This window comes from Paludisphaera borealis, from assembly GCF_001956985.1.
GTDB classification, from domain to species: domain Bacteria; phylum Planctomycetota; class Planctomycetia; order Isosphaerales; family Isosphaeraceae; genus Paludisphaera; species Paludisphaera borealis.
Map to the genome: position 1 here is coordinate 4,336,528 of NZ_CP019082.1, position 13,686 is coordinate 4,350,213.

10 protein-coding genes and 1 pseudogene are annotated in these 13,686 nt (G+C 66.5%); 7 read left to right on the plus strand and 4 right to left on the minus strand.

Annotation, left to right across the window (positions count from 1 at the left end; all coding sequences use genetic code 11):
- Positions 1 to 12 precede the first annotated feature (12 nt).
- Positions 13 to 1,212: an N-acetylglucosamine-6-phosphate deacetylase gene (locus BSF38_RS16905; RefSeq protein ID WP_076347540.1), complete on the plus strand. Its 1,200-nt coding sequence runs from the start codon at positions 13 to 15 to the stop codon at positions 1,210 to 1,212.
- Positions 1,213 to 1,247: 35 nt separating this feature from the next.
- Here the strand turns inward: BSF38_RS16905 and BSF38_RS16910 are convergent, their stop codons facing one another.
- A complete protein-coding gene (locus BSF38_RS16910) occupies positions 1,248 to 2,408 on the minus strand; it encodes an NADH:flavin oxidoreductase/NADH oxidase (RefSeq protein WP_076347542.1) in 1,161 nt (386 codons plus the stop codon).
- A gap of 400 nt (positions 2,409 to 2,808) precedes the next feature.
- On the opposite strand from BSF38_RS16910, the gene BSF38_RS16920 reads away from it, so the two are divergent.
- The 6 genes and pseudogenes from BSF38_RS16920 to BSF38_RS16945 all read left to right on the plus strand — a co-directional run bounded on the left by BSF38_RS16920 (position 2,809) and on the right by BSF38_RS16945 (position 10,078).
- Entirely contained in the window at positions 2,809 to 5,073 is a 2,265-nt protein-coding gene (locus tag BSF38_RS16920; RefSeq protein WP_076347546.1) for a PSD1 and planctomycete cytochrome C domain-containing protein, read from the plus strand.
- A gap of 157 nt (positions 5,074 to 5,230) precedes the next feature.
- Positions 5,231 to 6,687: pseudogene (locus tag BSF38_RS16925) on the plus strand (DUF1501 domain-containing protein).
- A gap of 76 nt (positions 6,688 to 6,763) precedes the next feature.
- Positions 6,764 to 7,882, plus strand: a complete 1,119-nt coding sequence (locus tag BSF38_RS16930; protein WP_237170494.1) for an ROK family protein — start codon at positions 6,764 to 6,766, stop codon at positions 7,880 to 7,882.
- A 337-nt stretch (positions 7,883 to 8,219) separates the two neighbouring features.
- Positions 8,220 to 9,275 (plus strand): DUF1559 family PulG-like putative transporter, encoded by a 1,056-nt coding sequence (locus BSF38_RS16935; RefSeq protein WP_076347548.1) that lies wholly within the window; start codon positions 8,220 to 8,222, stop codon positions 9,273 to 9,275.
- A 97-nt stretch (positions 9,276 to 9,372) separates the two neighbouring features.
- A complete protein-coding gene (locus BSF38_RS16940) occupies positions 9,373 to 9,573 on the plus strand; it encodes a hypothetical protein (protein ID WP_076347550.1) in 201 nt (66 codons plus the stop codon).
- A 103-nt stretch (positions 9,574 to 9,676) separates the two neighbouring features.
- Positions 9,677 to 10,078, plus strand: coding sequence for an Imm10 family immunity protein (locus tag BSF38_RS16945; RefSeq protein ID WP_076347552.1), 402 nt, complete (start codon positions 9,677 to 9,679; stop codon positions 10,076 to 10,078).
- Positions 10,079 to 10,094: 16 nt separating this feature from the next.
- Here the strand turns inward: BSF38_RS16945 and BSF38_RS16950 are convergent, their stop codons facing one another.
- The 3 genes from BSF38_RS16950 to BSF38_RS16960 all read right to left on the minus strand — a co-directional run bounded on the left by BSF38_RS16950 (position 10,095) and on the right by BSF38_RS16960 (position 12,859).
- On the minus strand, positions 10,095 to 11,153 hold the full coding sequence (locus tag BSF38_RS16950) for an SMI1/KNR4 family protein (RefSeq protein ID WP_076347554.1): 1,059 nt from the start codon (positions 11,151 to 11,153) through the stop codon (positions 10,095 to 10,097).
- 367 nt (positions 11,154 to 11,520) lie between these two features.
- Entirely contained in the window at positions 11,521 to 11,823 is a 303-nt protein-coding gene (locus BSF38_RS16955; protein ID WP_076347556.1) for a hypothetical protein, read from the minus strand.
- Between the two features lie 88 nt (positions 11,824 to 11,911).
- Positions 11,912 to 12,859, minus strand: coding sequence for a TIR domain-containing protein (locus tag BSF38_RS16960; RefSeq protein WP_076347558.1), 948 nt, complete (start codon positions 12,857 to 12,859; stop codon positions 11,912 to 11,914).
- Positions 12,860 to 13,686 lie beyond the last annotated feature (827 nt).

A 13,686-nucleotide genomic window follows, 5' to 3' on the forward strand; every position in this document is an offset into this window, starting at 1 on the left:
TGGAGCATTCTGATGACGCCGGATCTGTTTCTTCGCGGCCGGATCGTGTTCCCTGACCGGATCGAGCGCGGCGCGCTCGTCGTCCGGGACGGGTGGATCGTCGACGTACGGGAGGAGGGGGCGACGGCCCCGGCGGGGGCGGTCGTGGTCGACGCGGGCGACGGTCTGATCGCGCCGGGGTTCATCGATTTACATGTTCACGGAGGAGCGGGCGGCGACTTCATGGACGGGACGGTCGACGCGTTCCAGAAGGCGCTTCGGTGTCACGCGAGGCATGGCACGACGCGGCTCGCCGCGACGACGACGGTCGCCCGCCACGAGCCGATCATCGAGACGTTGAAGCTGACGCGCCGGTTCCGGCTGTCGCCCGAGCCGAACGGCTCGCGCGTGCTGGGGGCGCATTTCTACGGGCCCTATTTCCGCTATGAAGCTCGGGGGGCTCATCCCGGGGGCCCGGTCCGGCCTCCGGTCGAGGCCGAGTTCGCGCAGTATCTCGACTTCGCCGACGACCTCGTGACGGCGACGATCGCCCCCGAGATCGAAGGCGCGAAGGAGTTCGCGCTCGCCTGTCGGGCGAAGGGGGTTCGCACCAACGTCGGGCACTCGTGGGCGACGTTCGACCAGATGACCGAGGCCGTGGAATGGGGAGTGCGGCACGTCGACCACCTGTTCTGCGCGATGTCCGACAAGGCCAGGCTGCGGCAATCGCAGTCGTATCCGATGCGCGGTGGCGTCCTGGAGGCGACGCTTTACTACGACGAGCTGACGACCGAGGTGATCGCCGACGGCATGCACCTCGACGCCGGCCTGCTGTTGCTGGCGTGGAAGCTGAAAGGCCCGGACCGGCTCGCGCTCGTGACCGATTCCAGCCGTGCGCTCGACATGCCGGACGGCGTCTACCTGATCGGCCCGCTCGACGGCGGCGAGCCGCTCCTCAAGCGCGGCGGGGCCGGCCTCACGCCCGACGGCGCCGGCCTGGCGTCGAGCGTGATGGGCATGGATCACATGGTCCGCACGTTCGCGAACCTCACCGGCCGCCCCCTCTGGGAGACGATCCGGATGGCGTCGCTCACCCCCGCCCGGATCGCCGGCCGCGACCACGACCTCGGCAGCCTCGAACAAGGCAAACGCGCCGACGTCCTCGTGCTGAACCGCGACCTCGCGGTACAGCGCGTTTTTATCGACGGGATCGAGATCCAACCAAGCGAGTGAGGTTTGATGCGAGACCCCGCCCTCCGTTCGGCGGGTTATTTCGCCCGCCGCTTGACGGCGTAGCCGTACTGGGTCGGCCAGGTCGGCTCCTTGCCGAGATCGTGCTGGGCCTTGATCGCCCAGTAGGGGTCGCGGAGGAGTTCGCGGCCGATGAAGGCGAGATCGCCGTCGCCGCCGGTGATGACCTCGTCGGCCTGGCGCGGGTCGGTGATCAGGCCGACGGCGCCGGTTAGGATTCCCGTCTCGTCGCGGATGCGGCGGGCCAGCGGAATCTGGTAGCCGCGTCCCACGGGGATCTGCGCCTTGGGGACCAGGGCGCCCGAGGAGACGTCGATCAGGTCGACGCCCAGGGCTTTGAGCCGCCCCGCCAGGACGACCGATTGGTCGAGGTCCCAGCCCCCTTCGGCCCAGTCGGTCGCCGAGATCCGCACGAACAGCGGCAGTGAATCGGGCACGATCGCCCGCATCCGTTCGGCCACGCGCAGCACCAGCCGCATCCGGTTCTCCAGGCTGCCGCCGTACTGGTCGGTCCGGTGGTTGCTCAGGGGCGAGAGGAACTCGTGCAGCAGGTAACCGTGGGCCGCGTGGATCTCGATCACCCGGAACCCGGCCTTCAGCGCCCGACGCGTGGCGGCATCGAACGCGGCGACGACCTCCTCGATGCCGGCCTCGTCGAGGGCTTTCGGGGTCGGATCGCTTTCGTGGAACGGGATCGGGCTGGGGGCGACGACGGTCCAGGCGCCGTCCTCGGGCGTCCTGAGGCGGGCGCCCCCCTTCCAGGGCAAGTCGCAACTGGCCTTGCGGCCGGCGTGCGCGAGCTGGATGCCAGGGACCGCGCCTTGCGATTCGACGAACCGGGCGATCCGGGCCAAGGGCTCGACGTGGTCGTCGGTCCAGATTCCCATGTCACCGGGCGAGATCCGGCCGTCGCGCGTCACGGCGGTCGCCTCGACGATCACCAGCGCGACCCCGCCCGCCGCCCGGCTCCCCAGGTGGACCAGGTGCCAGTCGTTCGCCATCCCCTCGACGGCGCTATACTGGCACATCGGCGACATCACGATGCGGTTGCGCAAGGTGACGCCCCGGATCGTCAACGGACTGAGCAAGTCGATCTCGGGCACCTCCTGGTCGTGCTCGGTCCCGGACGTGCATCCGTGCTGCTGGTGAGCGGCGATCTGTTCGGACGATTCGGACATGGCGGCCTCCTGGTGGATTGCGACGGCTTGGTATTGGCGCGACGTGGATTCAGAAATCAAAATAGGGTGGCGCGAGCATGCTTTCTCCCGTCGGGAGAAGGTGGCCGAAGGCCGGATGAGGGGGAGACGTCATCGGACTGCCTCGAAGGCCGAGGCGATCGAACACCCCTCATCCGCCCCTGCAGGGCACCTTCTCCCGCAAGGGGAGAAGGGACTTCGGCTCCGACTCGTCTGCAACTCAAATGAAATGCAGATCACGCTCATGGCGGGATTTTACGGCCCCGGCCCCGAACTTCAAGTCGATGGGGGCTTGACCGCGATCCCGACCTCGAATAGCCTTCCTGGTTAGTTAGTAAGCATTCCTAAGTAATGGGCGGCGTGATTCCGTGGGAGGGCGGCCATGAGGCGGACGGACGGGGGAATCGGCCACGGGCCGGGCTGCTGGCGAGCGCTGGGACGGGCCGTCGTCGCGTTGCTGGCGTTTGCGGTTTCGCCCCTGGCCGTGGGCGGCGACGAGGTCGATTTCGATCGGCGGGTGTCGCCGGTCCTGGCGATGCGGTGCCTGGAATGTCACGGCGTCAACACGGCGTCGGGCGGCCTCGTGCTGACGAGTGGCGAGTCGCTGGCGAAAGGCGGGGACTCAGGCGAGGTCGTCATCGCGGGGAAGCCGGAGGAGAGCGCGCTCCTGGAACGGGTGATCGCCGACGAGATGCCGCCGAAGCGCCAGGGGCAGTCGCAGAAGCTCTCCGAGCCGGAGATCCAGGCGTTGCGAGCGTGGATCGCCGCCGGCGCGAAGTGGCCCAAGGGGCGGGTGATCGACCGCGACGAGCGGACGACCTCGGTGCGCGGCGGTCGCGATTGGTGGTCGCTCCAGCCCATCGCCCGGCCGACGCCGCCGACGCCGCGACGGACCGACTGGGTCAAAAATCCGATCGACGCCTTCGTCCTCGCGAAGCTGGAATCGGCGGGGATCGACCCCGCGCCGCAATCCGATCGTCGCGTTTTGATCCGTCGCGCCTACTTCGATCTCGTCGGCCTGCCTCCCACCATCGAGGAGGTGGATGCGTTCGTGAAAGACTCTCGGCCCGACGCATATGAGCGATTGATCGCGCGGCTGCTCGAATCGCCGCACTACGGCGAGCGCTGGGGGCGGTTCTGGCTCGACCTGGCCCGGTTCGCCGAGACCAGCGGCTACGAGCGCGATCAGGAGAAGCCCGGCGCGTGGAAGTATCGCGACTGGGTGGTGAAGTCGCTCAACGACGACAAGCCGTACGACCGCTTCGTGCTCGAACAGCTCGCCGGCGACGAGCTTCCCGACCGCGATGAGCAGACCGTGGTCGCCACCGGATTCTTGCGGCTGGGGACCTGGAACGACGAGCCGAACGACCCGCAGGACTACAAGTACGAGCGGCTCGAAGACATGGTCCACGCGACCACGACGGCGTTCCTGGGCATGACCGTGAAGTGCGCCCGCTGTCATGATCATAAGTTCGACCCGATCCCGCAGACCGATTACTACCGGATCGCCGCGACGTTCTGGTCCGGTCCGATCGAGCCGCGCGAGCGCGAACTGCTGGGGGGACCGTCGAGCAAGGAACTGGGCTATGACGTGCTCGGGTGGACCGACGTGACGCGCGCCCCCAGCGACCTGCACCTGTTGAAGAAGGGCGAACACACGCGTCCCGGGCAGGTCGTGGCGCCGGGCGTGCTGTCGATGATCCCCGACCTCGATCGGCCGATCCCGCCGCCGCCGGCCGACGCCAAGACGACGCGTCGCCGGCTCACGCTGGCCGAGTGGATCAACGACCCGCGCCATCCGCTGGCCGCTCGCGTCTACGTGAATCGGATCTGGCAGCACCACTTCGGCCGAGGGCTCGTGAGCACGTCCGACAACTTCGGGTTCACCGGCCAGAAGCCGTCGCATCCCGAGCTGCTCGACTGGCTGGCCGCCGAGTTCCTGCAAGGCGGTCGGAAAAGCAAACGTATGCACTATCTGATGATGACGTCGTCCGCATATCAGCAGGCGTCGTCGCATCCCGAACAGGAGTCGAACGCGCAGAAGGACGCCGACAATCGGCTGATCTGGCACGGGACGAGGCAGAGGCAAGACGCCGAGGCGCTCCGGGACGCCATCCTCGCCGTCAGCGGCCGTCTCGACCTCCGCGTCGGCGGACCGAGCTTCAAGCCGGTGGTCAGCGCCGAAGCCCTCGAAGGCCTGTCGATGAAAGGGGGGGGCATCGTCCCGTCGCCCCCGGAGGAGCAAAACCGGCGCAGCCTCTACATGTACTCGCGGCGCGGTCTGCTTGCTCCCTTGATGACGACGTTCGACTTCTGCGACACGACCCTCCCGTGCGGTCAGCGCGACGTCAGCGTGGTCGCGCCCCAGGCGCTCGCCCTGCTGAACGGCGACTTCGCCCACGAGCAGAGCGACGCGACGGCGCGCCGCGTGGGCGCGATCGCCGGCCGCGACGCCTCCGCCCGGGTCCGAACGGCCTGGCGGATCGTCCTGGCGCGCGATCCCAGCGCTGCCGAGGCGACGGCGGCGCTCCGGCATCTCGATCAACAAAAACGTCAGTTCCCCGACGCATCCAAGGCGGACGACCTCGCCCTGGCGTCGCTCTGCCACGTTCTGATCAACAGCAACGAGTTCGTGTTCGTGGATTAGTAGGTGGGGAGTGCGCGCGGCCGTGGCGTGAGGGTGAGACGAGTCTACAAGCCCGAAGCGCCAGCGAGTGAATTGCGTCGTGTAGTGAAGCGGTGTTGAGTATTCACTCGCTGGCGCTTCGGGCTTGTATTCCAAGGATTCTGCCGGGAGCACGATCATGAGCGAGAAGCGGCTTTTCCCCTGCGGCAATTCGCGCCGGGAGTTTTTGTGGGAGATGGGGGGCGGCTTCGCGGGGACGGCTCTCGCGGGCATGCTGGGGCTCGACGGCTTTTTCAACCGCCCGGCCTCGGCGGCCGAACCGGTCGCGAACGCGATGGCGGCGCGTCCGGGGCATTTTCCGAGCAAGGCGAAGAACGTCATCTTCTTGATGATGAACGGCGGCCCGAGCCAGGTCGACACGTTCGACCACAAGCCGGCGCTGGAGAAGTACGCCGGCAAGCCGCTCCCCGCCGACAAGAAGTTCATCAACTCGGGCGGTCGGAAGATGGGCTTCCTGACGCCCGCGTTCCGCAAGTTCCGACCCGGCGGCCAGAGCGGGCTGCTGGTGTCGGACTATTTCCCCCGGGTCCGCGAGCACGCCGACGAGCTGGCCGTCATCCGGTCGTGCCATACCGACAGCCATGCGCACGGCTCGGCGCTCGTGGCGATGAACACCGGCAAGACGTTCATCGGCCGGCCGTCGCTGGGGAGCTGGGCCGTCTACGGGCTGGGGAATGAAAATCAAAACCTGCCTGGATACGTCGTGATCCTCGACAAGCGCGGAGGGCCGATCAGCGGCCAGCCGAACTGGTCGAGCGGCTTCATGCCCGCCGGCTTCCAGGGGACGCTGTTCCGCCCCACGGGAACCCCGATCCTCGACCTGCAAGGCCCGAGCCACCTCGGCGGCAAGCCGCAGCGCGAGCAGCTCGACCTGCTCGCCCAGTTGAACCAAGAGCACCTGGACGCGCGCCCCGGCTGGCACGACCTGGCGGCGCGCGCCGCCTCGTACGAGCTGGCGTATCGGATGCAGGCCGAAGCGCCGGAAGCCGTCGATCTGTCGAAGGAGACCGAGGAGACCAAGACGCTTTACGGCGTGGGCCGGCAGCCGACCGACGAGTTCGGGCGCAACTGCCTCGTCGCCCGGCGGCTCGTCGAGCGCGGGGTCCGGTTCGTCCAGCTCTATTCCGGCGGCGGCCACCTCGACGACACCTGGGACGCTCACAACAATATCGAAGACAATCATTCCCGCCACGCCGCGGAGATCGATCAGCCGATCTCCGCCTTGCTCACCGACCTCAAGCGCCGGGGCCTGCTCGACTCGACCCTCGTCGTCTGGGGGGGGAGTTCGGCCGGATGCCGTTCAGCGAGGGGCAGGGGGAGAAGGGGCGGAACCACAACCCCTACGGCTTCTCGATGTGGATGGCCGGCGGCGGCGTCAAGGGGGGGATCGCGTACGGCGAGACCGACGACTTCGGCTTCGAAGCCGTGGTCGACAAGGTCCACCTCGCCGACATCCACGCCACCATCCTCCATCTCCTGGGCATGAATCATGAAATGCTGACGTACTTTCATCAAGGTCGCAACGAACGATTGACCGATGTGAGCGGTCGCGTCGTCAAAGAGATCATCGCCTGATTTCGGTCCCCGATCTTCTTGGATGGCCTTCTTCATGTCGTCGATGATCCAGCCTCAACTCCTGCGGCGAATGACCATGCGAAAGGTTCTGGAGGCGCTCCAGGACCGCGGTCCTTGCACGAGGGCGAGCCTGACCCGGATCTCGGGGATCAGCGCCCCGACGGTCTCGAAGGCCGTCGGCTCGCTGCTGGAATTCGGGCTGCTCGAAGAGGGGGATTCGATTCAGGGGGCGCCGGGGCGGCCCGGCACGCTGATCCGCCTGGCGCGGGACAGCGCGCAGGTGATCGGGGTGATCCTCGACGCCACCCGCTGCCACGTGATTTCGGCGGGTCTTGATGGGACGATTCGCCAGGACCGCCAGATCGATTTCCCAACGCCCGACAGTTATGAATCGCTGCTCGACCGGATCGAAGCCTCGGCGCGGACGTTCATGGAGAAGAAGGGGGTGAAGACCCTGGGCCTGGGGATCAGCACGCCGGGCCTGATCAACAGCCGGACGGGCCGGGCGATGCTCTCGCCCAACCTGCACGTCACCGACGGCCGCTCGCCCGATCAGGACCTGGCGCGGCGGCTGGGGGTCGATTGCGTGATGCATCAAGAAACGCAGGCGCTTTGCCTTGGCGAGCGGATGTACCGGGCGCCCGAGTCGTTCGACGACTTCGTCATGCTGGAGATCAGCACGGGGCTCGGCGTCGGCGTCGTGATGGACGGCCGTTTGATCGGGGGCCACAGCGGCCTGGCGGGCGAGCTCGGGCACGTCACGGTCGCCCTCGACGGGCCTCTTTGCGGCTGCGGCAATCGCGGCTGCCTGGAGACGCTCGCGACCGACTCGACCCTAACCCGCGCGATCTCCAAACACCTCGGTCGCGATGTCGGCATGGACGACGTCAAGGCCTTGATCCGCGCCGGCGATCCGGTCGCCGAGCGCGCGCTGCAATCGGTCTGCGAATACCTGGCGATCGCCATCGCGGCGGCCGTCAACCTCTGGAACCCCGCCACCCTGTTCGTCCACGGCCGCCTGTTCGACGTCCGCGACGGCCTGTTCGAGACCATCTGCGACCTCGCCCGCAAGCGGACGCTCCCCCCCTCGCTCGCCGATTGCCAGATCCTCCGGGCGCGCTGGACCAAGCGGCACGGCGCCGTCGCCTGCGCCATCCACCACCTGTTCGACGCCCACGGCCCCGACCGATCGTGACCCCCCGACCTCCAGACGCCCCGTCGCCCAACGTCGGAGCCGAACTCGCGCGTCCTCGTCCGGCACGTATTGACGTGCGGCTTATTCTTGAGATAGGCTTCGTAGAGGCGAAGTCCTAATTGCTTAGGATGTCGCCGACGCCCTCCCGCCCGCGCCGATCCACTCTTCCCGGCCGCGCTTTGTCTCGGGGCTGAGATCGTTTTTTTTATTGATTCGATGGATGTATCGACCGCGTCGTCGCGGTCATGAGCCTGGGGCGGCCCGCGCCGAGGACGGCGGGGTTGAGGTAGGAAGCTGTTTGCGCTCTGGGCGGCGACGCGATCCATGGGGAGTTCGCATGAAGAAGCAGCGTGGATTCACACTGATTGAGTTATTGGTGGTGATCGCCATCATCGCGGTGCTGATCGCACTCTTGCTGCCGGCGGTGCAGGCGGCGCGCGAGGCGGCCCGCCGGGCGCAGTGCATCAACAATCTGAAGCAGCTCGGGCTCGGCCTGCACAATTACATTTCGACCAATGAGGCGACGCCGTCCCAGAACATGCCGACGCTCGCCGCCGGCCTGGACAACTGGGGATTCAACTGGTACACGGCCATGCTGCCGCAGGTTGAGCAGCAGGCGCTGTTCAACGCCGCGAATTTCTCGACGGACCCCTGGTCGGCCGACAACACGACGGCCGCCTACACGCAGTTGGCCCTCTGGATGTGCCCGTCCGAGAGCCGGACCGAGCGGCTCTACTACAGTTATGCGATCGCGAACTACGTCGCCAACTACGGCGGGCCGGGCTGTATCTCGCCTTACTCGGGCGTGATCGTTCCGGCGGTGAATCTCACCACGGAAGTCGGCCCGTACCTCGGCCCGGTCGGGCCGATCCGGATGGCGTCGATCACCGACGGCACGTCGAACACCGCCGCGTTCAGCGAACGGCTGATCGGCATGCCCGGCAACGTGACGATCGCCCCCGGCTCGGTCGACTCCAAGCGGGGCGTCTACGTCCTCACCAGCTCGGGCGCCGCTCAGAACACCGGAGCGGCCGGGGCGATGAACTTCGTCACCCAGTGCCGCGCGATGTCCGGCGCCGCGCTGCCCGTCAACGGCAACGTGCTCGGCGAATACCAGTTCGTCGGCTACCCGGGGCACCAGGGACTCTCCAGCTACACCCACTATCTGCCCCCCAACACGGCGTCTTGCAAGAACCCCTCGAACATCGAGCCCGCCTTCTTGCTCGTCGGGCCGTTGAGCGCCGCTTCGGCGACCAGCAACCACCCGGGAGGGGTCAACACCGCCTTCTCCGACGGCTCGGTCCGGTTCATCAAGGACTCGGTCTCCCTTCAGGCCTGGTGGGCGCTCGGCAGCCGCAACGGCGGCGAAGTCATCAGCAGCGACGCTTATTGATTTGATCAGTCGAATTTGATCCGGTCGGGGCTCGCGCGCGTCGCCGGCCCCGGCCGTTCCCCGATCATCACGGCGACACGCCGAGGAGTTTCTTTACGTGAAGCGCTTGATCTTGTCCGGTTGCATCGTCGTCCTCTCGATCAACCTCGTCGGCTGCGGCGGTGGCGTCGTGGAGGGCATGCCCGCGAACGCCGCGGCCGCGCCGGGCCCTCCCGCCGACCGCCAGAAGCAGATGGACGAGCACCGCAACGGTATGAAGTCGCAAAGCAAGCACGCCCGCCCCAGGCCCGCTCGCTGACGAGGCCGGCCGCGCCGCGTTGCGACGTGGTTGTTGCGGCGCGGCGCCGGAAACCTTAAGATATCGAACGCGATCCGTCGTCCACCCACCGCGGAGAAAGTTCGTGCGAATCACGTTTCGAGCCGTCCGAGGAGTCTTTCAGGAGGATGAAGAACTCCTCTCCGCCGGGTTCGACTCCGGAGCGGACTGGGAGGAGAAGGGCGGCCACTTCCTCAGCTTGCAGCGCAGCGCCGAGGGGCTTCGAGGCGACCTCGAAGACTGGGAGGCGGACGGCCTCTACGTCGAGCTCGACGACCAGGTCTACAGCGGCTACGGGGTGGTCCGCGAGTGCCGGCTGAGCCGGGGCATGCTCTCGGTCGACCTCGAAACGCCGATCGAGGACGCCGAAGAGATCGAGGGATTCGACGTCGAGCTGGCGATCGACGACAAGAGCTTCGACGCATTGAAGGCCGGACTCCCTCGGATCATCGAGGGGAGCCTGGCCCAGTTGGTGGTCGTCGAGTGACGGCGGGCTCGGGCCCTCATTCCTCCCTCGGGGGCCCGGAGTCGATCTCGCCGTCGGCCCCGGAGCGGTCGGACGTCTCCTCGATCTGCTGACGGAGGATCTCGGACAGGGGCGTAAGCCCGGGGAAAGTCGCTCGCGGCTTCGATTCGGCGAGCTGATCCGGCGTCTCCCGCCGCGGAACCATGGCGGCCCGGCTCGACTCCCGCGATTCGGCGACGCGCGCGGCCGGGCCCAGGACGGCCGACCGGAGGGCTTCGAGCCGTCCTCGATCGGCCGACTCGAACGCGACGTAGATCGGCGCGCCATGGGTCACCGAATTCTTCCAACCCGACTCGCCGACCTTCGAGGAGGCGAGGTAGACGATCCCGTCGAACTCCTCGGATTGCAGGTGGAGGGCGAACGTCGCGTCCGGGGGCGGGCGGTACGAATGGATGGTCGCCAGGGGGGCGACGATCGGCCCGGGCAGGGTGGTCTTCGAGAGGATTTCCGACTCCGAATCGCGCTGTCGGGTGTAGAGGATCAAACCGACGTCGCGTCGGATCAGGACCTGTTCGAGGGACGACTGTTCGCCGTCCCAGGTCGAGGTTTCGACGACCTCGCGGCCGAGGACGTCCGGGGCGTCGACCGTCTCGTCCCAATCGACGACGGGGGCGTCGTCGGTCTCGATCTGCGCCGCGATGAACTCGTCGAGAGAGTCCGCCACGTGGTCGACCTCAAGGTCGCCGAGGGTGTACGAAGCGACGCTCGGCTCCCCCTCGGGTCCGTTGGCGTTGTAGTCCAGCAAGAGGCCCAGCTCGCCCTCGGTGTGCCGGCCGAACTCGAAGACCAGGCCGCGGTTCTCGACCTCGTGTTCGACGGAGGCGTGTTCCCAGAAATCCGGACCGACCTGCTTGATCGCGCCGAGCGGCGAGATGTCGATGGGAGCGTCGCGGAGCGCGCCGCCGTCCCGAATCGCGAGGGCCTCGCGCAGCAGCCTGGGGAGGACGACGGCGTGATTCCGCTCCCAGTCCGCCAGCTCGTCCGGAGTCGCCCCGGCGCCGTCGTCGTCCTTCCAGAAACCCTCGAGATCGATCATCGGCTTCTTGCTCCTTCCGGAACCCCGCCGACCGGGCGCGACGCGCGAGGAGAGGCGGGGCAGGAGTGTACGATAGTTTCCCGCCCGCGAAGGTTTCAAGGACTCACCTCGGCGACGATGCGGACGCTTCGCCCGGATCGACGTCGTTCCGCTTGGCCTGGCCCGGGCCGGAGACGGTAACATGGGGCGGCGGATCGTGCTTCTGGCATTGACGATCGATGAGACGCGGAGTGCCGCCATGTCGTGCGTTGGCGCGGTTCTCTCTTGGGTTGCAGACGGCGATCAAAATCGGCTGTCGCGAGCATGCCTTCTCTTCTTGCGAGAGAAGGGAATTCGGCCCCGGCCCGCATCCCAAAAGCAAACCGCGCTAAACCCTTCGATAGCAGTCGTCTTTGGTTTTCGCGTTCCGGCACGACCAGTCTCCCGCCAGGGGAGCGACGAGGAATCCGCCCTCGTTGCCGGCGAAGACGGATGTGGACAGTATTTTGAAGAGGTTGTCGAGCGGTTCGTCGGTCTCGATCACCCAGGTCCTCGCCATCACGTGGCAAGGCTTCCCGATCTTCGTCAAGGCGCGCTCGACGGCCCTGGAATCGCGATCGGATTCGGGATCCTCCGTCGTGATGAGGAACAACCGACGGGGCGCTTCGCTCGCTCCCTTTGAAGCCGACATTTGAGAATATCCTTGTGTCTTGGGCGTTCTGGGCGACACGAGCCGGGCAGGGGTCGGCGGTCGCCCCGGTGCGGATCCGATCGGACGACTACTTCTTCGCTTCGCGGTCGACGTCGCCCTTGGGTTTCCGGGGCGTCGTTTTCACGGTGTGGCCGCAATTGTCGACGATATCGCATCCATAACGAACGAAATCCGTAATCGTCGCCGCCGGCGTGAAATCGACGTCCGCGGGGGTCAGCAGGAGGTGGGCTTCGATGACGTCACCCTTCTTGAATTGGATCGCGGGGCCGAGCTCGACCGCGAGCTCGAAGTCTTCGCGATCGGTGTCTGAGCAGCGACGCGGTCTTCCGATGGAAATCCGGTCGTCATCCTCGAACGGACGGTTGCCGTCCTTGACCTTGGCTACCAGGGCGAGGTGGCAGCGCTCGCACTTCGTCCAGTTCTCCCGAAGGGCGATGCCGGAGATCGTCACCTCGTATGTCCGCGTCGGAGCGTCGAATCCCCAACTCTTGATCAGATTGATTTTCCGCTTTCTCCTGCCCAATCTCCGGACCACGTCGAGGAACGGCTTGAGCGCCGACGCGATCGAACTCCGCAAATCGTCGGGGTTCTTTGAATCCCTGAATCGAGTGATCGTGATCCCTTCGAGGTCCGCTGGAATCCTGGCTTCCACGTCGGCCGTCGGCGTCTGCATGATCGCCGCGACCCGATCCGCGCCTAATTGACCCAGGAAGAGCCCGAATTCGAAGAGCACGTTGTCCCGCACGCTGACCGTCTTGCGAGCTCGAATCGTGAGGCGGTCGTCGAGGCTGAGGATGAAGAACGCGTAATCGTAGCGTTCTATGGCGCTGAGCAGCCCGTCGAGCGTACTCTGGGTCTGTTTGAATTCCGGACTGACGTTCCAAACCTCGGCCGTCGCCGTCGCGTCGATGAGGTGCTGGGCGACCTCGGCGACATGCAGGTATTCGGAAGAGGAACCGATGAAAACCCTGGACCGAGCCGCCGGGGGAGTCGCCAGTGCTTTTTTTCTCGCCATAAGCATCCCCGGGAGCGGAATCGAGGCCGATCGGCATGTGTCGTTACGCAATGATGGGTGGCTCGCGATGGACTCATTCGACACGATTCATGGAACAGTTTCAACAGGCGCCTCGCCCAACGGGTCAGGAAGGCGGGCTCGCGCTCGAGCCACGACGTGACGGTCGCGATCAGCTCACGGATCGGTCGCGAGCAAGGTCGGAGATCGAGCGTGAATCCAAGCCGTACGCCGCCCAGGTCGGTTGCTTCGCGAGTCGACCTGCTGGGCTTTCTTCTGATAGGGCGTCCCAGGTCGTATACTTAAATTGGAGAATTAGCGGTTGATACGATCTTTGGCAATTCGGCGGTAGTTGCGTAATCCAGGCAGGAAGACCTCGTGGTCGGCGGTCGAAAATGTCAGAAACGGGGACGATCGAAGCCAAATCGGCCGGCGGGCGGAGCGAGGGGAGACGGAGGCGGTTGGAGGGGAAAACCGCGCGAACGGACCCAATCGGCCCGTCGTGGAGAACCGAGAGCGGTCTGAGTAAGCCGGGGGAGGAAGCAGGGGCGCCGGTTCGGAAAATCGGAGCGAACGAACCCAATTCCGGGAGCCGCCGGGACGACGTAAAGCCTTTTGCAAAAGAGCGATGAGCCGCGCAGCCTGAAGTCATGTCGACAGATCCGGCGCGAACGAACCCAAACTCGCCAGGGCGGGAGGGCGGGGGCCGACGCGCGGAATCGGGGGTGTTTTCGAGCCGAACGAACCCAAACTCGCCGGGGCGGTCTCGTGGGAGCGGCGGGGAGGGCCGGCCGGTCGCCGGGGGGAGGAATGGGGCGTTTTCGGCGCGA